At 71.2% G+C, this 19,470-nt stretch carries 21 protein-coding genes, 3 tRNA genes and 1 pseudogene; 11 read left to right on the forward strand and 14 right to left on the reverse strand.

The features are described from left to right. Window positions 1–16: 16 nt before the first annotated feature. Genes M8C13_RS26725 through M8C13_RS26735 form a run of 3 tightly spaced genes read left to right on the forward strand, consistent with a single transcriptional unit; the run spans window position 17 to window position 2,461 of the window. Complete coding sequence (locus M8C13_RS26725) at window positions 17–664, forward strand: YitT family protein (protein ID WP_252483455.1); 648 nt, start codon at window positions 17–19, stop codon at window positions 662–664. A 36-nt stretch (window positions 665–700) separates the two neighbouring features. Then, window positions 701–1,549 carry a protein phosphatase 2C domain-containing protein gene (locus M8C13_RS26730; RefSeq protein WP_252483456.1) on the forward strand — a complete coding sequence of 283 codons (849 nt, stop codon included), beginning with the start codon at window positions 701–703 and terminating at the stop codon, window positions 1,547–1,549. An 18-nt stretch (window positions 1,550–1,567) separates the two neighbouring features. Next, on the forward strand, window positions 1,568–2,461 hold the full coding sequence (locus M8C13_RS26735) for a helix-turn-helix domain-containing protein (protein WP_252483457.1): 894 nt from the start codon (window positions 1,568–1,570) through the stop codon (window positions 2,459–2,461). Window positions 2,462–2,497: 36 nt separating this feature from the next. On the opposite strand, the gene M8C13_RS26740 is transcribed toward M8C13_RS26735, so the two are convergent. From M8C13_RS26740 to M8C13_RS26770, 8 genes and pseudogenes are all read right to left on the reverse strand, one after another. Beyond that, window positions 2,498–3,481: a proprotein convertase P-domain-containing protein gene (locus tag M8C13_RS26740; RefSeq protein WP_252483458.1), complete on the reverse strand. Its 984-nt coding sequence runs from the start codon at window positions 3,479–3,481 to the stop codon at window positions 2,498–2,500. A 357-nt stretch (window positions 3,482–3,838) separates the two neighbouring features. Next, window positions 3,839–4,150 (reverse strand): annotated as a pseudogene (locus M8C13_RS45830) (alpha-lytic protease prodomain-containing protein); the annotation flags it as partial. A gap of 269 nt (window positions 4,151–4,419) precedes the next feature. After that, window positions 4,420–4,493, reverse strand: a tRNA-Phe gene (locus M8C13_RS26745). A gap of 36 nt (window positions 4,494–4,529) precedes the next feature. Continuing rightward, window positions 4,530–4,603: transfer RNA gene (locus M8C13_RS26750), tRNA-Asp, on the reverse strand. Between the two features lie 29 nt (window positions 4,604–4,632). Further along, window positions 4,633–4,705 (reverse strand) — tRNA-Glu (locus M8C13_RS26755). 271 nt (window positions 4,706–4,976) lie between these two features. Then, window positions 4,977–5,735 (reverse strand): hypothetical protein, encoded by a 759-nt coding sequence (locus M8C13_RS26760; protein WP_252483459.1) that lies wholly within the window; start codon window positions 5,733–5,735, stop codon window positions 4,977–4,979. An 11-nt stretch (window positions 5,736–5,746) separates the two neighbouring features. Next, window positions 5,747–6,376, reverse strand: a complete 630-nt coding sequence (locus tag M8C13_RS26765) for a ScbR family autoregulator-binding transcription factor (RefSeq protein ID WP_252483460.1) — start codon at window positions 6,374–6,376, stop codon at window positions 5,747–5,749. A gap of 261 nt (window positions 6,377–6,637) precedes the next feature. Then, window positions 6,638–6,877, reverse strand: coding sequence for a hypothetical protein (locus M8C13_RS26770; RefSeq protein WP_246492451.1), 240 nt, complete (start codon window positions 6,875–6,877; stop codon window positions 6,638–6,640). Window positions 6,878–7,069: 192 nt separating this feature from the next. On the opposite strand from M8C13_RS26770, the gene M8C13_RS26775 reads away from it, so the two are divergent. The 4 genes from M8C13_RS26775 to M8C13_RS26790 all read left to right on the forward strand — a co-directional run bounded on the left by M8C13_RS26775 (window position 7,070) and on the right by M8C13_RS26790 (window position 10,518). Further along, window positions 7,070–7,366 carry a metal-sensitive transcriptional regulator gene (locus tag M8C13_RS26775; RefSeq protein WP_252483461.1) on the forward strand — a complete coding sequence of 99 codons (297 nt, stop codon included), beginning with the start codon at window positions 7,070–7,072 and terminating at the stop codon, window positions 7,364–7,366. A gap of 55 nt (window positions 7,367–7,421) precedes the next feature. After that, window positions 7,422–7,631 (forward strand): heavy-metal-associated domain-containing protein, encoded by a 210-nt coding sequence (locus M8C13_RS26780; RefSeq protein WP_252483462.1) that lies wholly within the window; start codon window positions 7,422–7,424, stop codon window positions 7,629–7,631. 80 nt (window positions 7,632–7,711) lie between these two features. Further along, a complete protein-coding gene (locus M8C13_RS26785) occupies window positions 7,712–9,910 on the forward strand; it encodes a heavy metal translocating P-type ATPase (RefSeq protein ID WP_252483541.1) in 2,199 nt (732 codons plus the stop codon). Between the two features lie 305 nt (window positions 9,911–10,215). Beyond that, window positions 10,216–10,518 (forward strand): hypothetical protein, encoded by a 303-nt coding sequence (locus tag M8C13_RS26790; protein ID WP_252483463.1) that lies wholly within the window; start codon window positions 10,216–10,218, stop codon window positions 10,516–10,518. 32 nt (window positions 10,519–10,550) lie between these two features. Here M8C13_RS26790 and M8C13_RS26795 read toward each other — a convergent pair whose 3' ends face one another. Next, window positions 10,551–11,264, reverse strand: coding sequence for a response regulator transcription factor (locus M8C13_RS26795; RefSeq protein ID WP_252483464.1), 714 nt, complete (start codon window positions 11,262–11,264; stop codon window positions 10,551–10,553). 308 nt (window positions 11,265–11,572) lie between these two features. On the opposite strand from M8C13_RS26795, the gene M8C13_RS26800 reads away from it, so the two are divergent. Next, on the forward strand, window positions 11,573–12,337 hold the full coding sequence (locus M8C13_RS26800) for a peptidoglycan recognition family protein (RefSeq protein ID WP_252483465.1): 765 nt from the start codon (window positions 11,573–11,575) through the stop codon (window positions 12,335–12,337). On the opposite strand, the gene M8C13_RS26805 is transcribed toward M8C13_RS26800, so the two are convergent. After that, window positions 12,334–12,981, reverse strand: a complete 648-nt coding sequence (locus M8C13_RS26805; RefSeq protein ID WP_252483466.1) for a M15 family metallopeptidase — start codon at window positions 12,979–12,981, stop codon at window positions 12,334–12,336. The two genes, M8C13_RS26800 and M8C13_RS26805, sit on opposite strands and share 4 nt — an antisense overlap. Before the next feature lie 113 nt (window positions 12,982–13,094). Between M8C13_RS26805 and M8C13_RS26810 the strand changes: the two genes are divergently transcribed. Genes M8C13_RS26810 through M8C13_RS26820 form a run of 3 tightly spaced genes read left to right on the forward strand, consistent with a single transcriptional unit; the run spans window position 13,095 to window position 15,693 of the window. Continuing rightward, window positions 13,095–13,769 carry a response regulator transcription factor gene (locus M8C13_RS26810; RefSeq protein WP_252483467.1) on the forward strand — a complete coding sequence of 225 codons (675 nt, stop codon included), beginning with the start codon at window positions 13,095–13,097 and terminating at the stop codon, window positions 13,767–13,769. Beyond that, window positions 13,766–15,223 (forward strand): cell wall metabolism sensor histidine kinase WalK, encoded by a 1,458-nt coding sequence (locus M8C13_RS26815; protein WP_252483468.1) that lies wholly within the window; start codon window positions 13,766–13,768, stop codon window positions 15,221–15,223. The genes M8C13_RS26810 and M8C13_RS26815 overlap by 4 nt, the downstream gene beginning before the upstream one ends. Continuing rightward, on the forward strand, window positions 15,220–15,693 hold the full coding sequence (locus M8C13_RS26820) for a hypothetical protein (protein ID WP_252483469.1): 474 nt from the start codon (window positions 15,220–15,222) through the stop codon (window positions 15,691–15,693). Before M8C13_RS26815 ends, M8C13_RS26820 begins: the two co-directional genes overlap by 4 nt. On the opposite strand, the gene kamB is transcribed toward M8C13_RS26820, so the two are convergent. Genes kamB through M8C13_RS26840 form a run of 4 tightly spaced genes read right to left on the reverse strand, consistent with a single transcriptional unit; the run spans window position 15,690 to window position 19,468 of the window. Next, window positions 15,690–16,337: a 16S rRNA (adenine(1408)-N(1))-methyltransferase KamB gene (gene kamB, locus M8C13_RS26825; RefSeq protein WP_252483470.1), complete on the reverse strand. Its 648-nt coding sequence runs from the start codon at window positions 16,335–16,337 to the stop codon at window positions 15,690–15,692. The genes M8C13_RS26820 and kamB overlap by 4 nt on opposite strands. 1 nt (window position 16,338) lies before the next feature. Further along, a complete protein-coding gene (locus M8C13_RS26830; RefSeq protein ID WP_252483471.1) occupies window positions 16,339–17,418 on the reverse strand; it encodes a DUF371 domain-containing protein in 1,080 nt (359 codons plus the stop codon). An 18-nt stretch (window positions 17,419–17,436) separates the two neighbouring features. Continuing rightward, complete coding sequence (locus M8C13_RS26835; protein WP_252483472.1) at window positions 17,437–18,285, reverse strand: MaoC/PaaZ C-terminal domain-containing protein; 849 nt, start codon at window positions 18,283–18,285, stop codon at window positions 17,437–17,439. A gap of 13 nt (window positions 18,286–18,298) precedes the next feature. Beyond that, window positions 18,299–19,468, reverse strand: a complete 1,170-nt coding sequence (locus tag M8C13_RS26840; RefSeq protein ID WP_252483473.1) for an acyl-CoA dehydrogenase family protein — start codon at window positions 19,466–19,468, stop codon at window positions 18,299–18,301. Window positions 19,469–19,470: the final 2 nt, after the last annotated feature.

A 19,470-nucleotide genomic window follows, 5' to 3' on the forward strand; every position in this document is an offset into this window, starting at 1 on the left:
GGCAGAGGATGGCCGCATGGCCTCCCCGACGATCCCCCTGCACCCGCTGCCCGTGGCGGACCGGCCGCTGCGCAGGCTCAGCCAGCTGCTGGCCGGGCTGCTGCTCTACGGCGCGAGCATGGCGCTGATGATCAGGGCCGGGCTCGGCCTCGACCCGTGGGACGTCCTGCACGAGGGCCTGACCAGGCACATCCCGGTCAGCTTCGGCACCGTCACGGCGATCACCGGGGTGATCGTGCTGCTGGGCTGGATCCCGCTGCGGCAGCGGCCGGGCATCGGCACGGTGGCCAACGTGGTGCTGATCGCGGTCGCGGTGGACGCCTCGCTGTACCTGCTGCCCGCGCCGTCGGCCTGGTGGCTGCGCGCGGTGTTCCTGGTCTCGGCGATCGTGCTGAACGGCCTGGCCACCGCCGCCTACATCGGCGCCCGGCTCGGGCCGGGGCCGAGGGACGGGCTGATGACCGGGCTGTGCGCGCGCACCGGTTGGTCGATCCGCCTGGTGCGCACCGGGATCGAGATCACCGTGCTGGCGGTGGGTTTCCTGCTCGGCGGCACGATCGGCATCGGCACCCTGCTGTACGCGATCACCATTGGTCCACTTGCCCAGTTCTTTGTGCCGTTCGTGGCGCTGCGTACTCCGGCTGAGTGGAAAACCGAGCGGTAGCAGGCTTTTCCGGGTTTTCGCATTAGGGTCCCGGACGTGCCGGCGATCGAAATGGCTGAACGAGCAGGGGTCCAGCTGACCGGCGGGTCCGCCGAGAGCGAGGACCGCATCGTGGTCCTGCCGAACGCGGTGGTGCTGCTGGACGGCGCGACCCAGCTGGAACCTGGGCGCCACACCGGCGGCTGGTACGCCGAGCGCCTCGGCGACCAGCTGCGCCGGGAGCTGACCGCGCAGCCCGACATCGACCTGGCCGAGCTGCTGGCCGCCTGCATCAGCCAGGTGGCCGCCGACCACGGCCTGGAGCCGGGCAAGGCCCCGTCCAGCACGGTGGCGCTGCTGCGCTGGGACGACGAGCGGGTGGACGCCCTGGTGCTGGCGGACAGCCCGGTGGTGGCCTTCACCGTCGGCGACGTGCACGTGCTCTCCGACACCCGGCTGGCGAGCCTGGCCGTCCCGCGCCGCACCGGCTACCGCGACCAGCTCCGCGAGGGCGTTGGTTTCTCCACCGGCCACGCGGACGCGCTGCGCGCCTCGGCGGCCGAGGTGGGCCAGTGGCGCAACCGTCAGGGCGGTTTCTGGGTGGCCGAGGCCGACCCGGACGCGGCCAAGCAGGCCATGCGGGCGAGCTGGATGCGGGACCAGGTGCAGGCGATCGTGATGGCCAGCGACGGCGTCTCCTGCGGCGTGGACGACTACGGCGTGTTCGCCGACTGGACCGCGCTCTACGACCAGGCGGTGCAGGACGGCCTGCACACGGTGCTGGACGCGGTGCGCAAGGCCGAGGAGTCCGACCCGGACGGCCGCAAGTGGCCGCGCCCGAAGCGGCACGACGACCAGAGCCTGGTCGTGGTGCACTTCGACGACGACTGGTTCCCCCGCTTCTGAGCACCTACGCTGGCGAGCATGCCGCCGGAGCACCAGCCGGACCCGTTCGCCACCGCCCTGCGCGCGGCGATCGCCAGCCGCGGCCTCGGCCTGCACCGCATCCGCGAACGCCTGCGCACCAGGGGCGTCACCATCTCCGCGGCCACCCTGAGCTACTGGCAGTCCGGCCGCAGCCGCCCGGAACGCCACGAGTCGCTGACCGCCCTGCACCACCTGGAAGAGGTCCTGGAAGTCCCCCAGGGCGCCCTGACCACCCTGCTGGGCCCACCCCGCCCCCGCGGCCCGCACCGGATCACCGACCCGCCGGACATCGACGCCTTCTGGCCGGTCCCCACCGAGGTGGCCGAAGCCCTTTCCGAGATCAATACCAGCTGGGACACCCGCCTGACCCGCCTCAGCCAGCACGACACCATCCACATCGGCCCGCACCGCGAGGAACTGACCTCGGTCTCCCGCCAGGTCCTCAGGGCCAACGCCGACGGCCCCGACCGCTGGGTGGTCATCCTGCACCTGGACGAGCACGACCACCCCCTCCCCGAGGTCCGCCCCCTGCGCCACTGCACCCTGGGCCGCACCTCCGCGCACCCCCGGACCGGCCTGCTGACCGCCGAGCTCCTCTTCCCCAAACCCTTGCGCCGCAACGAAACCATCATCACCGAACACGAGCTCCGCAACCACGCCCCGCACCCCACCGCCACCAACTACGAACGCAAGTTCCGCCTCCCCGTCCGCGAGTACGTCCTCGAAGTCCGCTTCGACCCCACCTGCCCGCCGGCAACCATCACCCGCAGAACCACAACCCAAACCACCACCCACCAAGAGCAAGTCCACCTGGACGAACTCACCTCAGTCCACGGCGTGGCAACGGATTTCGGCCCAGGAACCTACGGCTTCCACTGGACCTGGCCGTAAAAAAACGGGGCGCCCCACCAGGAGCGCCCCGTCCCATCACACCGAGATGGACCAACTGCTCAAGGTCCCGGTATCCCCAGGCCCGTTGTCGCCGATCCGCAACACCCAGTTCCCCCCAGCCTGCTCCGAGGTCCGCACGGTAAAGGTCCGAGACCCCGGAAACGCATGGCACTCAAACCCGCCGGCCCGGTGCAACGAGTAGTACCGCCCAGAAGGCCCCACCAGGTTGATGTTCAGGTCCTCCTGACAAGTGTGCGAGGCATTCACCACCACGGTCACCGGCACCGCGGCCGCCCCACCGGCAGTAGACCGCACCGGACTGACCGCCACCGCGAAGTCCCGAATCGGATAAGCGTTGGCATTGCTGAAGGTCCGAGCCCCCGCATCCCCCTTGGCCGTCCGGGCGGTCACCGGTGCGCTCGCACCGGACCGGTTCCCCGCCGCATCCCGAGCCCGCACCACAAACGAGTACTCGGTATCGGCCTCCAGCCCCGCAACCGTCGCCGAAGTCCCCTCCGCACTGGCGACCACCGTCTCCCCCCGGTACACGTCGTACCCACTCACCCCAACGTTGTCAGTAGCCGCATCCCAAGCCAGCGCAACAGAAGAAGCCGTGCTCCCGGTAGCCCGCAGGTTCCCCGGCACCGAAGGCGCCTCGGTGTCCCCGCTACTCCCACCGGTCACCAACGTCAGCCCCCACTTCTTCAGGGCTTCCCCCACCGGCTGAAAGATCGACTGGTTGTCCGCCCCACCCGGCTCACACGAGGACTGCCCACCCGAGTGCAGCCCCACAGCCTTGTCCCCAACCAGCCACCCCCCACCAGAGTCCCCACCCTTGGAACAAGCAGTGGTCGTGGCCAACCCCTCGATGACCACGCTCCCGTAGTTGATCGTCTGATTGACCGCCGTCACCCGCCCGCACTGCCACTTCGACGTGTTCCCCGAGTGACACACGGTCTGGTTGACCACCGGCTCCACAACCCCCGCCACAGTGACACCGGTCCCACCCCAGGTGTTCACCGCCGGCGACAAACCCCAGCCCGACTCGGTAACCGCAACAACCCCCATATCCCCCTCACGGGCATTGACACTGCGCGACCCGCCGGAGTTGGAAGTCCCGACCCGATTCTGCTGCCCAGCCTCCCCATAAGCAGCCTGACTGACATCATTAGTGCAATGCCCAGCGGTAAGAAAATGCTTCCCCCCAGCAGAATCCGTAGCCCCAAACCCAACAGAACAGTAGGTCTCACTACCGGGCCACCACGGATTCCCCGTCCGCACCTCCCCACCCTGCTGCACCGGCGCCGAAGCATCCACCACAACCCGCACAGCATCACCAAACGCCCGCACGCGTTCGACGACGGAGGCATCCGCGGACGCGACGGCGCGCACCACCACCTGCGCACTCACGGGATCGATACCCCAGGAGGTGACGCCAGTAGGCCCAGCGGCAACCTCACCAACCCGCCGAACCACCCCATCAAGCTCAGCCCGCCCACGCGGCATCACCTGAGCACGAACCCCGGCCTGCCGAACCCGAGAAGCAGTGGATTCATCACCAACAGAAACAACAACCTCACCACTGACCGGATCAATCCACTTCCCAATAACACCACCCCCCTCAGACGCAGCCGAAGCAGGCACAGGAAGTGCCAACAAAAGCAAAACCGCAGGGATAACCGCCCTCATCACAGGGCTCCTCTCAAAGCAGGGAGCCCAAAGCTAGAACGCCACCACAAACAACCGGCAGACCAAAACCGCGTTAACAGTTAACCAACAAGGATTAACCGTTAACACCTGTGGACAACCTGTGGATAACCCACCCAAGCGCGCCTCAACGCAACCACGCTGGTTCGGCACCGCTCGCACCGTGGGGGTCCGGGGGGCTCGGCCCCCCGGGTCGAAGACCACCGAAAAAAGCGAACCCCCTGCGGGTGAGCAGGGGGTTCCCATTTCGGTGGCCAGGGGCGGGGTCGAACCGCCGACCTACCGCTTTTCAGGCGGTCGCTCGTACCAACTGAGCTACCTGGCCGAAAGGGGTCCGCTCCACGGAGCGAACCCCTTCGCGCGACCCAGACGGGACTCGAACCCGCGACCTCCGCCGTGACAGGGCGGCGCGCTAACCAACTGCGCCACTGGGCCTTGCTGCACTGCCGTCGTGCTGTGTTGCGTACCCCCAACGGGATTCGAACCCGCGCTACCGCCTTGAAAGGGCGGCGTCCTAGGCCACTAGACGATGGGGGCCAGGATGCTTCTGACTCAGTGAATCAGAACTTCTCCCGCACCTCCAACGGCTTTCCGTTGGGAGCATGGATAGCTTAGGGGGCTGGGGGCGGAAGTTCCAAATCGGGGGTCCTGAAACGCTCCTACCAGCCCCAACAGCTCCCAGCCAACGGCAACCGGCGATCAAGTCCAGCCCGCTGACAAGCCGAAGTCACCCATCCGAGCCGTCGGCCCCGGATGGAGCAGCGGCCACCGAACCCTTGTGAGTTCTGCCACTGCTCCATCCGCCAGGTCACGGGGTCGGCAGCGCCAGCATCAGTTCCTGGAACTCGGCCAGCTCGGCCTCGGACAGCGTGGCGGCCAGGGTCTGGCCCATCACCTCGTCGGTCAGGTCCTCGGCCTGGCGCCAGCGGCGCGGCAGGTCGGGCTTGGCCTGGGTGGCGGCGATCAGCGCGTCGGCCTCCTCTTCCTGCCAGGCCAGCCTGGTCATGATCTGCTTGCCACTCTCCGGGTTGATCGCGAGCGCCTCGTCGATGCCGACGCCGCAGGCCCGCAGAGCGCAGAAGTGCAGGCCGCCGCGGTACTCGCGCAGCAGGTTGAGCGCGTGCGCGAGCCGGGCCGGGGCGTCCTCGGGCCGGGCGGCCTCGCGCCAGCCGGCGAACAGCGGCAGGTTGCCGGCGTCGGCGGCGTCACTGACCTGGAACAGCAGTTCGGCGGTGCGTTCGGCGGCAGGCACCTCGGCCAGGGCTTCCCGGCCCCACTCCCAGCAGGCCGCGGAGTAGGCGGCGACCGCGGCCTTGGCCGGCAGCAACTGGGTGACCTGCGGGATCACCGCGTGCATCAGCCACTTCGGGAAGATCCCGTACAGCTCGGCGACCACGGTGGACGAGGGGTCGCCGAGCACCGCGGCGCGGCCGCGGAAGTACAGGCCGGCCCTGGGTAGTTCGAGCGCCTTGGTGTGCGCGTTCATCTGGGGCGAGGTCATGAAGACCCCGCCGAGCTTCACCAGCGGTTTCCGGGTCGCCGCTGCGACCTCGGCCGGACTGGTCACGTGATGCCTCCTCAACCCCCGAGCCCGGGGGCGGTTCGCCAGTCGGTCAGCCACTCCTCGGTGGCGATGGCAGGCAGCAGCACTCGCCACGCCTGCTCCATCCGGGTGACGTAGTCCGCGTACCCGGTGAGGGCCGCGGCGATCTCCCGGTTACCAGCGAACACGGCGTTGAGCAGTCGCGCCACCTCCACCGGGTCGGCGCCTGCTCGCAGCAGGCCTTCGTCCCGCGACCGCTCCAGCAGCGCGGTCAGCAGGGACTCCCAGTTCAGGTACTGCGGGCGCAGGCCGGAGGCGTGCACCTCGGGGTCGGTGGACAGACGCACACCCGCGCGGACAATGGGGTCGCTGGAGATCAGCTCGACGGCCTGGGTGGTGGAGCCGATCAGCGTGCGCAGGGCGTCCAGGCCGCGTTCGTCCCAGCGGCGGGTGAGCTCCGGCCAGATCGCCTGCTCGGCCTCCATGATGGCCGCGGCCAGGCCGATCTTGGACGGGAAGTGGAAGTAGAAGGCCCCTTTGGACACGCCGCTGCGCTCCAGGATGAGGCTGAGCGGGACGGCGGCATAGCCGAGCCGGTCGAACTCGGACGCGGCGGCGACCATGATCGATTCTCGGGTGACCTGGGCCCTGGACTGCTGGGGCATGACGGCTCCGGTGATCACTTGCGGTACCGCAAGCTACCGCCTCAGGCGGCCCGCGCACAGCCTTACACCACCGGGTGAGACGAGGTCACGCTGTGCTGTCCGCGACACCGTGAAACTGATCCATTGCCGGATAACCCGACCGCTCGGTATGTTCCGGCCAGGCAGCCCGAGGCGGGCGCCGGGGGGTGTGCGTCTCGGGGGTCCGGGACGTGGCTTCTCGGCCACGTCCCGGCCCAGCCCAATCGTTTGTCGCGAAGCGCCCTACCGGCGCACCGGCGGGATGCCGTCCTCCTCACTGGGCACGAGTCCCAGCATGTCAAGCAGCATGCGGCAGTCCTCGGCGTCTAAAGCGCCACGGGCCACGGCCATGCGCGCCCTGTGCACCTGTTCCGCGGAGATCCGGGATGGTTCTCCGTTCCGCGGCAGCGGCACCCCGCTGCCCTTGGCAACCGTGTCGTCCTGCTCCCACAGGTACTTCCGCACCTCGAGCGACCCGTGCATGGCGCCTCCCCGACGTTGGCTTCGCAGGCAGGCTAGCTACTGGTTCTCGCCCTCACAGCCCCCCGCAGAGTGATTCATCCAGAACCCTGTGTAATCAACGGTTGGCAATCTGTCCCTTGACAGGACAGGCGTTCTGTGAGCCGGACCACCCCGCCGACATTTACCCCTACCCCCTAGGGGTATGCTTCGGTCATGGCCGAGGAGCACAGCCACCCGTACAGCAAGCGCAAGGACGCCCACCTGCGCCGACTCCGTCGAGTCGAGGGGCAGGTCCGCGGACTTCAGCGGATGGTCGACGACGACACCTACTGCATCGACGTGCTGACCCAGGTGTCCGCGGCGACCAGGGCGCTCCAGGCATTCGCCCTCGAGCTGCTCGAGGAGCACATGGCCGGCTGCGTGGTCGAGGCCGCGCGCACCAGCGACGAGGCCGCCCAGGCCAAGGTCCGCGAGGCCGCGGACGCGATCGCCCGCCTGGTCAAGTCGTAGCGAACGTCCCGCCGCCGCCATCCGTACAAGGACATAGAGAACCCAAGGAGCACGCATGTCCGTCAGCACCACCTACACCGTCACCGGCATGACCTGCCAGCACTGCGTCAGCTCGGTGACCGAGGAGCTGTCCGAGGTCGCCGGGGTCACCGGGGTCACCGTGGACCTGCCCACCGGCGCGGTGACCGTCACCAGTGAGCGCGAGCTGGCCGAGGCGGAGGTCAAGGCCGCGGTGACCGAGGCCGGTTACCAGCTCGCGAGCTGATTTTCAGGGCGGGACAGCGGAGGGGAGCGGTTGTGACGACCACGGAGGCCGGTCAGCGGATCGAGCTGGCCATCGGCGGGATGACCTGCGCGGCCTGCGCCGGGCGGATCGAACGCAAGCTGAACAAGCTCGACGGCGTGACCGCCACGGTCAACTTCGCCACCGAGAAGGCCACCGTGGCCTATCCGGACGACCTGGACGTGGACACGCTGGTGGCCACGGTGCAGACCGCCGGGTACACCGCGACCCCGCCGCAACCGGCTAAACCGTCCACTGTGGACGATGAAGACCCCGGCGAGCGGGTCGAGGAGCTGAAGGCGCGCTTCGTGATCGCCGCGCTGCTCGGCCTGCCCGTGGTGCTGCTCTCGATGGTCCCGGCGCTGCAGTTCCCGTTCTGGCAGTGGGCCGCGCTGGCGCTGACCTCGCCGGTGGTGCTGGTCTGCGGCTGGCCGTTCCACCGCACCGCCGCGGTGAACCTGCGGCACGGCGCGACCACGATGGACACCCTGGTCTCCATGGGCGTCGCGGTGGCCTACCTGTGGTCGGTCTACGCGCTGGTCTGGGGCGGCGCCGGGATGCCGGGCATGGTGCACGAGTTCAGCCTGCTGCCGCGCGAGTCGACCACCGCGGACATCTACCTGGAGGTCGCCGCCGGGGTGACCGTGTTCCTGTTGCTGGGGCGCTGGCTGGAGGCCAGGTCCAAGCGGCACAGCGGAGCGGCGCTGCGCGCGCTGCTTGCCTTGGGGGCCAAGGACGTCGCGGTGCTGGAGGACGGGCGCGAGCGCCGGGTTCCGGTGGAGTCGCTGGCGGTCGGCACGCGGTTCGTGGTGCGGCCGGGCGAGAAGGTGGCCACCGACGGGGTGGTCGAGGAGGGCACCTCGGCGCTGGACCGGTCGATGCTGACCGGGGAGTCGGTGCCGGCGGAGGTCGGGCCGGGCGCCCAGGTGGCCGGCGGCACGGTGAACGCGGGCGGGCGGCTGGTGGTGCGCGCCACCAGGGTCGGCGCGGACACCCAGCTGGCCCAGATGGCCCGGTTGGTCGAGCAGGCGCAGGCGGGCAAGGCGCAGGTGCAGCGGCTGGCCGACCGGGTCTCGGCGGTGTTCGTGCCGGTGGTGCTGCTGATCGCGGCAGGCACGCTGGCCTTCTGGTTGCTGTGGGGCGCGGGCGCGTCCTTCGCGCTGACCGCCTCCGTGGCCGTGCTGGTGATCGCCTGCCCGTGCGCGCTCGGGCTGGCCACGCCGACCGCGCTGCTGGTGGGCACCGGCCGGGGCGCGCAGCTGGGCATCCTGGTGAAGGGGCCGGAGGTGCTGGAGTCCACCCGCCGGGTCGACACCATCGTGCTGGACAAGACCGGCACGGTGACCACCGGCGTGATGACGCTGGCCGGGGCGGTGCCGGCCGAGGGCTTCGACCGGGCCGAGCTGCTGCGGCTGGCCGGGGCGGTGGAGGCGGCCTCGGAGCACCCGATCGCGCGGGCCATCGCCGAGGGCGCGCGCGCCGAGGCCGGCGAGCTGCCCGCGGTGACCGAGTTCGGCAACAACGAAGGCCTTGGCGTGCAGGGACAGGTGGCCGGCCGGGCCGTGCTGGTCGGCAGGCCGCGGCTGCTCGCCGAGCGCGGGGTCGAGCTGCCCGCCGAGCTGGCCGGGGCGGTGCGGGAGGCCGAGGCCGCCGGGCGCACCGTGGTGGCCGCGGCGGTGGACGGCGCGGCGGCCGGGCTGCTGATGGTCTCCGACACGGTGAAGCCGACCAGCGCCGAGGCGGTGCGCAGGCTGCGCGAGCTCGGCCTGCGGCCGGTGCTGCTGACCGGGGACAACGCCACGGTGGCCGCCGCGGTGGCGGCCGAGGTGGGCATCCCGGCCGAGGACGTGATCGCCGAGGTACTGCCCGCGGACAAGGTGGCCGCGGTGCGTAGGTTGCAGGCGCAGGGCCGGGTGGTGGCCATGGTCGGCGACGGGGTGAACGACGCCCCGGCGCTGGCAGCCGCTGACCTGGGTCTGTCCCTGGGCACGGGCACTGATGTGGCCATCGAGGCCGGTGACCTGACCCTGGTCCGAGGGGACCTGCGGGTGGCCGCGGACGCGATCCGGCTGTCCCGGCGCACCCTGGGCACCATCAAGGGAAACCTGTTCTGGGCGTTCGCCTACAACGTGGCGGGTTTGCCACTGGCCGCGGCCGGGGTACTCAACCCCATGCTGGCCGGCGCGGCGATGGCGTTCTCCAGTGTGTTCGTGGTCACAAACAGCTTGCGCTTGCGGAAGTTCCGGTCTTGGGCGGAGTGAGATCGGATTTACTCCACACTGTGTCCAAACCTGGACACCAAGTGTTCATAACGCCGTTTTGGTGAATAAGTACGCGCGATAAACAAAAAAATTCGACGACATCACTGGGCACCGACGAGTGAGCATGCAACAATCACTTTGCTGACACACCCCCGGTCAGCGCCTGTGGAGATCCCCTCCGGCCCCCGTGCTCCTCCCCCTGGCGCGGGGGCCTCTCCATGTCAATAGGCCGTTCGCGGCGTTACACACTGACGGGTAACTCACAAGCCTCGAACTTCCTTCATCAGTTCGTTACCGTGTTCGCCGTGCTTCTCAGTCGATCGAAGAACGGCCGTCATCGCCCGGCTCCGGCAGCCGAGACCGAACTTCTCGCCCCCGACGCGGAGTTGGACAACTACCTCGCCGCCCTCGCTCCCGAGGCCGACGTGGAGACCACGGCCACCGGCCGCCGCTTCGGCAACGCCGAGGTTCACCAGCTCCGCCTGAGCCTGATCGCGAACGAGCAGCTCCGTGAGCTCGCCGCGCAGCGCCAGACCTCCCCGATGGCCCTGGCCCAGGAGTGGGTCATGCAGCGCCTCGACTGGGAGTTCCGCCAGCAGGGGCACTGAAACCTGTTTTGGCGCGCTGAGCATCCCGAGCCTCAGCGCGCCGCGACCGCCCTGGTCGCAGGCACCAACCGCACCACGTCCTCGCCAGCGGCTGCCTCCCCGAGCAGTCCGGCCTGGTAGGCCAGGGCCACCGCGTGCGCCCGGTCGCGCGCGTCGAGCTTGCGCAGCATCCGCCGGACGTGGGTCTTCACCGTCTCCTCGGAGACCTCGAGCCGGTGCGCGATGTTCTTCGCGGTGAGCCCGTCCGCGATCAGTCGCAGCACCTCGAACTCCCGCTTGGACAGCGCGGGCCCGTTGCCCCGCTGGGCGCCGACCACCCGGCCGGGCGCGAGCAGCGGGGCCAGCGAGGGCGCCACGTACAGCCCCAGCTCCACCGCCTGGCAGATCGCCTCCGGGAGCCGGGCCGGGTCCATCTCGCGCGGCAGGAAGCCCTTGGCGCCGCTGCGCCGGGCCACCTCCACCTCACCGGCCAGCCGCGCGCCGGGACGGAACAGGGTCACCACCGTCAGGTTCGGCTGCATGCCGGCCAGCATCCGGCACAGGTGCGCGCCGGGGTCCAGCTCGGAGTCGATGAGCAGCACGTTGGGCTGGGCCGCCCGGCAGAGCTGCACGGCGCTGCCGGGGGAGCTGGCCGCGCCCACCCACTGCACCCTGGGGTCTCGACCGAGGACCGCGGCGACGCCGTGCTGGAACAGCGGCACGGAGTCGATCTGGGCGACCCGGTACGCGCCGGCCCGAGTCCTCAAGCCGGCGGCGCGTGCACGCAGTGTCACTGGATCCACGGCGGTCCCCTTTCGACGTCTTGCCTTCTTGGAGTCGCCTCACACCCGATCGTGACGCCACCTATGGAGGTAGTCGGGTTCGACGCGGGGTTCTGACGTTGGAACCAGCACTTCCAGCCACTCGTTGTCACTCGATTGGAGGACAAAACCGACCTTTTGGTCTGTCTTCGGACACGCGAACGTTCGGCGCAGTGTCGCTGCACCCTTCGGCCTAGTTTGTGTCCGGTTTCGCTGCGTGCTCAACTAATTACGCTGTGATCCTGGAGGTGGCCATGACTACGCGGCGTGCACTGTTGACCGGGCTGGCCGGACTGGCCGGGGCGGCGTTCACCGGCGCGAGCACGGCCTCGGCCGCGCCCCGGCAGCCCCCGGCCGAACTGGCCCCGCCGGGCCGGGACGACCTGAAGGTGCGGATCCGGACCAGGGCGGAGTGGGGCGCGGACGAGAGGCTGCGCTTCGGGCCCAAGGGCGAGCTGTGGCCGCCGACGTTCAGCCCGGTGCAGTGCCTGACCGTGCACCACTCGGCGATCGCGGTGGACGGCGACCGGGACGCGGCGGTGCGCTCGATCTACCACGGGCACACCGTGGGCAACGCCTGGGGCGACATCGGCTACCACCTGCTGATCGATCCGGAGGGCGTGCTCTACCAGGGCAGGCACACCGGCGGCGCGGCGGTCTTCGGCACGATGCAGGCCAACGGCCGGGCGACGGGGACGGTGACCGCGGGGCACGTGCGCGGGCGCAATCCCGGCAACATCGGCATCTGCCTGCTCGGCGACTTCACCGGCGGCCTGCCCGCACCGGGGGCGTGGAGCACGCTGACCAGGACGCTGGCCGCGCTGACCCTGCTCTGCGGGCTGGACCCGCTGGCCAGGCTGACCTACGTCAACACCGAGGACGGGCAGCGCTACGAGGGGCCGGTGCTGGCCAGGCACCGGGACTGGGTGTCCACCCAGTGCCCCGGCAACCTCTTCGCGGAGACCTTCGAGCCGGTGCGGCTCGAGGTGGCCAGGCTGCGCGGCGCACGGCGGCGCTAGCGGGGATCCGGGCAGCCCTTGCCGACCCAGTCCGCGCTGTGCTCGAAGTGCCACCACTCGCGGGCGATGGTGCGGCACAGGCCCCACTGGCTGCCGTAGCGCTCCAGCCACTTCGCGCCGGACTGCGGCTTCACGTCCACCGCGGTGCCCTTGACGTGCGCGGACTCCTCCGGCGGCAGCACCCACTTGCGCGCCTCGGCCTCCGAGCCGCGCTTCTTGATCTCCGCGCGGTACAGCCTGCGCTGCTCGGCCGCGGTGCGCCGGGCCGACTTCACGAAGATGTCCACGCCGTCGGCCCGGGCCGCGCAGCGGGCGGCCTGGAAGGCCTCCCGCATCGCGGGCGCCAGCCGGTCCGGCTCCAGCTCGCTGGGCACTTCCAGGCGCTCGGCCTGCTGCGGCTCGAAGACGCAGTTCGGGTTGTTCTCGGTGGTCTTGCCGGTGCTGCTGCCCGTGGTCAGGCCGAGCAGCTGACCGCCGGGGTGAGCGGGCGAGGGCAGCCCGTAGACCACAAAACCGGTTGCCAGCAGCAGTGCGACGCTCAGGCCGGCCACTCCGGTCCAGGTGCGGAACCGGCGGCGGGGCTGGGTTCCGGGCACCGGGATGGGTGCGGTCGGCGCGTCCAGGGAGTTGGTCTGGTTGCGCATGCCACTGACGGTCGGCGCTGGATGTCCCTGGCTGGTCCGCGCCTTGTCATGGTTCTGCTACAGCAGTCGGACCAGGTCGGCGGTGGTGTCCCCGGGGGCCAATAATCGGTGCCATGCCGAGGGTGCTGTTGATCGAGGACGACCATGCCGTGCGCGAGGGCCTGCAACTGGCCCTGCGCAGGCAGGGCTACACCGTGGACGCGGCGGCCACCGGCGAGCTCGGCCTGGACGCGCTGCGCGCGCAGGCGCCGGACATCGTGGTGCTGGACCTGATGCTGCCGGGCATCGACGGCTTCGAGGTGTGCCGCCGGATCAGGGCAGGCGGCGAGGTGCCGATCATCATGCTGACCGCGCGCAGCGACGACATGGACATCGTCGGCGGGCTGGAGGCCGGCGCGGACGACTACGTGGTCAAGCCGGTGCAGCCCAGGGTGCTGGACGCCCGGATCAGGGCGGTGCTGCGGCGCGGGGCCAGCGAGCAGACCAGCAAGGAGCGGCACGGGTCGCTGGAGATCGACCGGCAGGCGCTGGTGGTGGCCAAGAACGACCGGCAGGTCGGGCTGACCCCGACCGAGCTGCGGCTGCTGCTGGAGCTCTCCGCCTCGCCCGGCCAGGTGTTCAGCCGCCAGCAGCTGTTGCAGGCGGTGTGGGAGCACGACTACCTCGGTGACTCCCGGCTGGTGGACGCGTGCGTGCAGCGGCTGCGGGCCAAGATCGAGGACCGGCCGGGCAGCCCGGTGTACGTGCAGACCGTGCGCGGTTTCGGCTACCGGTTCGGCCCGGTATGAGCCGCCTGCTCGACTCGCTGCCCACCTGGGCCCGTGGCCTGCGCGCGCGGCTGGTGTTCGCCTTCCTGGCGGTGGCCGCGCTCGGCGCGGCGGCCGCGGCGGGGGCCAGCTACGTCTCGGCGCGCACCACGGTGCTCAAGTACGCCCAGGACCAGGTCATGGTCACCACCAAGGAAACGGTGAGCCGGTTCGCCCCTGAGCTCAGCTTCCCGCCGACCCAGGCCACCCTGGACCAGCTGGTCAGCAAGCTCCCGGACAGCGCGGCGGTGGTGACCTACCAGGACCTGCGGTCGCGCCCGATGGGCTACCGGCTGGAGGACTTCCCGGCCGAGCTGAGGACCGCGGTGCGGACCAGGGGCACCCTGGTGTTCCAGCGGGGCCTGTCGCCGGGTGGCAGCTCGCCGATGTTCTACGTCGGCATGCCGGTGCTGACCAAGCGCGCGGGTGGCGAGCTGGAGCCCTCCGGTATGGAGGTCTACCTGGCGCGGAACCTGGGCGGACCCGCCGGCCAGATCAGCGACCTGGCCCAGAGCGCGTGGCAGACCAGCCTGCTGGCGCTGCCGCTGGCCGCGTTGCTGGCGTTGCTGGCCGCGCGCGGGGTGCTGCGGCCGGTGCGCGAGCTGCGCGGGGCGACCCGGCGGCTGGCCAGCGGCGAGCTGGGCGCGCGGCTGGAGGTCAAGGGCTCGGACGAGCTGGCCGACCTGGCGCACACCTTCAACGACACCGCGGCCGCGTTGGACCGGACGGTGACCGGGCTGCAGCGGATGGAGGCGGACGCGCGGCGGTTCGTGGCCGACGTCTCGCACGAGCTGCGCACCCCGCTGGCCGCGATGACCGCGGTGACCGACGTGCTGGACGAGGAAGCGGAGAACCTGCCCGAGGACGCGCAGATCGCGGCCAGGCTGGTCGGCCAGGAGACCCGCAAGCTGGCCAGGATGGTGGAGGACCTGATCGAGATCTCCCGGTTCGACGCGGGCGCGGCCAGGCTGGTGCTGACCGAGGTGGACGTGGCCGAGGCGGTGCGCAACACGCTGCGCGCCAGGGGCTGGACGGACCAGGTGACCACCGAGCTGCCCGAGGGCGTGCGGGTCAAGCTGGACGCCAGGCGGCTGGACGTGATCGTGGCCAACCTGGTCGGCAACGCGCTGCGGCACGGGGAGCCGCCGGTGGTGGCCACGCTGACCGCGAGCCCGCAGTGGATCGAGCTGACCGTCACCGACCACGGGTCCGGGCTGCCGGAGGCGGTGCTGCCACAGGTGTTCGCCCGCTTCTACAAGGCCGACTCGGCCCGGTCCCGGTCCGAGGGCAGTGGGCTCGGGCTGGCCATCGCCTGGGAGAACGCGCAACTGCACTACGGCACCATCGAGGCGGCCAACGCGCCGCACGGCGGGGCCAGGTTCACCCTGCGGCTGCCCCGGCTGGCCAGGGGCGTGGAGGAGGGTGGTCCGCGGTGAGGCGGCTGGTGACGGTGCTGCTGGGGGTGGCCCTGCTGGCCGGGTGCGGGGTGCGGCCCACCCCGCCGGTGGGCGGCGGGGACGCGCCGCGCGGGGTGGCCGAGGGGCCGACGCTGTACTTCCTGCGCGGCGGCAGCCTGGTGCCGGTGGTGCGCAAGCTCGGCAAGCTGGGCGACTACCCGACCGCGCTGCGCGAGCTGTTCTACGGGATCGCCGAGGACGATCCGCCCGGCTTGACCAGCGCGCTGCCCACGGCCGGGTTCGGCGAGCTGACCGCGGGGGTGACCCAGCGCAACACCGTCGAGGTGCGGGTGCTCAGGGGCGACGGGCGGCCGCTGACGCTGTCCGGGCCGGCCCTCGACCAGATCGCGTGCACCGTCTCCGCCCGGCACCTGGCCGCGGACCGGGTGTACAGCGTGGAGTCGGTGATCGTGAACGAGGTGCCGCGGCGCTGTCCCATCGGGGTCTAGGCGATCGTGCCGCGCAGGGCGAGCACGTCCAGCTGGTCGCGGGAGGAGTTGAGCCTGCGGGTCCAGGAGGTGGCCAGCTCGGCGATCTCCTCCGGGCTCAGGTAGGCGGCCTCGGTGAGCTGCCAGCCCGCGGTGGCGTAGGCCTTGGCCAGCACCTCGGTGGCCGACTCCGGGGTGGGCTCGGCGGTGTCGCCGACCTCGGGCACCGGCGGGCGCCAGGCGTGCAGGTTCAGCGTGACCAGGAAGTCCGCGCCGGGGCGGCAGCAGGCGGCCAGCCCGCGCAGCAGCGCGCCCTCGGTGTCCAGCACGCCGCGCAGCAGGCTGCCCCAGGGCATCAGCACGTGCAGCTCGTCGATCTCGCGCAGCTCCGGCGGCAGCGACTCGGCGGCGTGCCAGAGGTAGACCAGGTTGGGCAGGCCGCCCTTGGCCGGTTTGGCCGCGGCCTTGCCCGCGGTCTTGCGCAGGTTGTCCGGGGCCGCGTCCAGGCCGATGACCAGCTGGTCGGGATGCTTGCGGGCCAGGTGCAGCGGGTGCTTGCCGTCGCCGGTGCCCACGTCGAGCAGGACCGAGGTGTACTGGGCGCGGAGCTCGGCGAACTGCTCCGCGGTCAGGTCGACGACCTGCTTGCCGGTTACGCGACGCACCTCAGGAGCCTAGATCCTTGAGCTGTTGCACCGCGTCGTAGGCGGTGCGGCGGGTGAAGCCGGGCAGCTCGGCCAGGGTCTGGGCCAGGCTCTTGGCCGGCACGCCCTGGCCGAGCAGGCCGGTGACCATCTTGTGCAGCAACGGGTCCAGGCCCTGGCTGGGGGCCGGGTCGAGGCAGAGCCAGAACTCGCCGCGGGCGGGCAGCGGGAGGGTGTCCAGCTCGCCCCAGCGCGGGCGCTCGCTCTCCGCGTAGGGCTCGGTGGCCACGGCGAGGGTGCGGGTGCCGCGGTCGCGGGCGGCGGCGAGCACCTTGGCCGCGGTGTCGGCGGCGACGCGGATGACCACCTTGGCGTCCAGGGGGGCGGCGCGCAGGGTGTCGGCGGGTTTGCGGGACGGCTCGGTCAGGAAGAGCGGGGCGGCGGATGGGGAGGCGGCCGCGGCGGCCAGGCCGGGGGGCAGGCCGATGGCCTCGGTGGGGCCGCCAAGCAGGTGGCGGACGGTGCGGCCGGGGAGGTCCTCGGTGGCCAGGATGAGGATGCGGCCGGTGACGTCGGCGGGCACGGCGCGCGCGGGGGCGGCGGTCAGCCGGGTGAGCAGGGACCGTGCGCCGGAGTCTTCGGCGAGCACCGTGTCGGCGGCGGCCAGTTCGGCGCTCAGGCGGGGGCTCGGGCCGGTGGCGTGGCACAGGACCACGGTGCCGGGATCGTCCACGGCGGACACCTCGACCAGCACCTCGGTGGCCGGGTCGGTCAGCCGGGCGGCCAGGTCGCGGGGCAGGTCGGCCGCGGACAGGTCGGCGTCGGTGGCCAGGGTGCCGGGCAGGCGCAGCGGGCTGCGGCGGATGACGGCCGGGCCGCCGGGAACCCAGTTCGGGTTGCCGACGGCCCGGACGGTCGCGCTGTGCCCGCCCGCGCTGATCCGCAGCTCCACCGGACCGGCCAGCGGGCCGCCCTCGGTCACCGCGCCGACGCCGAGCACGCAGGTGGCGCGGGCGGTCAGCTCGGTGTCCGGGGTCAGCTCCCACGTCTTGTCGTGGGTGGCCCTGATCTCCGGGTGGCCGGTGGCGCGGATGGTGGTCATCCCGCCCAGTGTGCCCGGTCAGGCGAAGCTGAACGCGCCCCGGTCCAGGGTGACGCCGCCCTCCTTGGTCTCGGTGCGGAAGGCCACCTCGGTGCCCTCGGCCCAGGCGTGCACGATCAGCTCCTGGCCGGGCAGCACCGGGGCGGTGAACCGGCCGAAGATCCGGCGCACCCTGCTGACCTCGCCGCCGCAGAAGTGGCCGGTGAGCAGCCGGGCGGTGATGCCGTAGGTGCACAGGCCGTGCAGGATCGGCCGCGGGAACCCGCCCCGCCCGGCGAAGGCCGGGTCGGAGTGCAGCGGGTTGTGGTCGCAGCCGCCCAGCCGGTACAGCAGGGCCTGGCTGGGCGCGGTCTGGAAGGTGAGCACCGCGTCCGGCTCGCGCGCCGGCGGCGCCCACTCCTCCGACGGACCGCGTTCGCCGCCGAACCCGCCCTGGCCGCGGACGAACACCGAGGACATGGTGGACAGCAGCGGTTCGCCGTTGATCGTGCTGCCCTCGGTCCTGGCCACCACCAGGGCGCCCTTGCCCTTGTCGAAGACGTCGGTGACCGTGCGGCGCAGGCTCATCCGGCCCTCGGCCGGCAGCGGCCGGTGCAGCACCAGTTCCTGCTCGGCGTGCACCAGCAGGGCCGGGTCGAAGTCGCCGAAGGACTGCGCGGGGCCGCCGAACTGGGCCAGCACCACGCCGAAGGTGGGCAGCACCTGCTGCTCGACCCCCGCGGTGTTCTCGGTGGTGTAGGCCAGTTCCGCCAACGGGTCCTCGGCGCCCGCGCCGACGCCGAGCGCGTACAGCAACGCCTCCTCCGCCGTCCAGCTGCGTTCCCACGGGCCGACTGCGCGGCCCACCGCGGACAGGTCGATCGGCAACTTCTCGCTCCCCTCAGCCGAGTGCGCCACGCACGTTCGCGTGGCCCTTCAACAGGTTCCGGGCGATGGTGCGGCGCTGGATCTCGTCGGTGCCCTCGTAGATGCGCAGCAGGCGCAGCTCGCGGTACCAGCGCTCCAGCGGGAGTTCCTTGGTGTAGCCCATGCCGCCGTGGATCTGCAGCATGCGGTCGACGATCTCGTTGGCCTTGATGCCGCCGTAGAGCTTCGCCATGGACTGACCCTGCCGGGAATCCAGGCCCGCGTCCACCTGCCAGGCGGCGGTGAGCACCAGCCAGCGCAGCGCCTCGATCTCCACCGCGGAGTCGGCCAGCATCCACTGGATGGCCTGCCGCTCGGCCAGCAGCTCGCCGAAGGTCTCCCTGGTGCGCGCGTAGTCCAGGCCGAACTCGACCAGCCGGACGCAGGCGCCCAGCGCGCGGGCGGGCAGCAGGTAGCGGCCGCGGCCGATCCAGCTCATGGCCAGCGCGAAGCCCTGCCCGACCTCGCCGAGCACGTTCTCCTGCGGCACCCGGACGTTGTCGAAGACCAGCGCGGCCGGCCCCCACTCGCCCATGGTGGCGATCGGCTCGGACTTCCAGCCCATGTCCCGGTCCACCAGGAAGCAGGTGACGCCGCCGTTGGCGCCCTTGTCCTTGTCGGTGACCGCGAAGACCATCACGAAGTCGGCGTCGTTGCCCTTGGTGATGAAGGTCTTCTCACCGTTGATCACCCAGTCGTCGCCGTCCCTGACCGCGCTGGTCCGGATGGCCTTGGCGTCCGAGCCCGCGCCCGGCTCGGTGATGGCGAAGCAGGAGATCCGGTCACCGGCGATGGTCGGCAGCAGGTACTTCTCCTTCTGCGCCTCGTTGCCGGCGTAGAGGATGTTGTCGGCCTCGCCGCCGAAGTGGAAGGGCACGAAGCTGTAGCCCAGCTCGCCCTCGACCAGCGCGGTCATCACCGCGCCCAAGCCCATGCCGCCGTAGGCCTCCGGGGTCTGGATGCCCCAGAACCCGGCCGCCTTGGCCTTGAGCTGCAACTCGCGCAGCTCGTCCCTGGTGATGCCCGGCTGGCCGAGGCGTTCCCGGCGGAGCACCTCCGGCTCCAGCGGGATGAGCTCCTTGCGGACGAAGTTGCGCACCCAGTCCCGGATGTCGCGTTCGGTGTCGTTGAGGGAGAAGTCCATTG

It is taken from the genome of Crossiella sp. SN42 (genome assembly GCF_023897065.1).
GTDB lineage: Bacteria > Actinomycetota > Actinomycetes > Mycobacteriales > Pseudonocardiaceae > Crossiella.

Excerpts from the sequence above, each read along its gene's own strand:
- M8C13_RS26840 (WP_252483473.1), bottom strand. The coding sequence starts at position 19,468 with ATGGACTTCTCCCTCAACGACACCGAACGCGACATCCGGGACTGGGTG.
- M8C13_RS26770 (WP_246492451.1), bottom strand. The coding sequence starts at position 6,877 with ATGCACGGGTCGCTCGAGGTGCGGAAGTACCTGTGGGAGCAGGACGAC.
- M8C13_RS26735 (WP_252483457.1), top strand. The coding sequence starts at position 1,568 with ATGCCGCCGGAGCACCAGCCGGACCCGTTCGCCACCGCCCTGCGCGCG.
- M8C13_RS26785 (WP_252483541.1), top strand. The coding sequence starts at position 7,712 with ATGACCTGCGCGGCCTGCGCCGGGCGGATCGAACGCAAGCTGAACAAG.
- M8C13_RS26775 (WP_252483461.1), top strand. The coding sequence starts at position 7,070 with ATGGCCGAGGAGCACAGCCACCCGTACAGCAAGCGCAAGGACGCCCAC.
- M8C13_RS26805 (WP_252483466.1), bottom strand. The coding sequence starts at position 12,981 with ATGCGCAACCAGACCAACTCCCTGGACGCGCCGACCGCACCCATCCCG.
- M8C13_RS26780 (WP_252483462.1), top strand. The coding sequence starts at position 7,422 with ATGTCCGTCAGCACCACCTACACCGTCACCGGCATGACCTGCCAGCAC.
- M8C13_RS26810 (WP_252483467.1), top strand. The coding sequence starts at position 13,095 with ATGCCGAGGGTGCTGTTGATCGAGGACGACCATGCCGTGCGCGAGGGC.
- M8C13_RS26765 (WP_252483460.1), bottom strand. The coding sequence starts at position 6,376 with ATGCCCCAGCAGTCCAGGGCCCAGGTCACCCGAGAATCGATCATGGTC.
- M8C13_RS26830 (WP_252483471.1), bottom strand. The coding sequence starts at position 17,418 with ATGACCACCATCCGCGCCACCGGCCACCCGGAGATCAGGGCCACCCAC.
- M8C13_RS26815 (WP_252483468.1), top strand. The coding sequence starts at position 13,766 with ATGAGCCGCCTGCTCGACTCGCTGCCCACCTGGGCCCGTGGCCTGCGC.
- M8C13_RS26725 (WP_252483455.1), top strand. The coding sequence starts at position 17 with ATGGCCTCCCCGACGATCCCCCTGCACCCGCTGCCCGTGGCGGACCGG.
- M8C13_RS26800 (WP_252483465.1), top strand. The coding sequence starts at position 11,573 with ATGACTACGCGGCGTGCACTGTTGACCGGGCTGGCCGGACTGGCCGGG.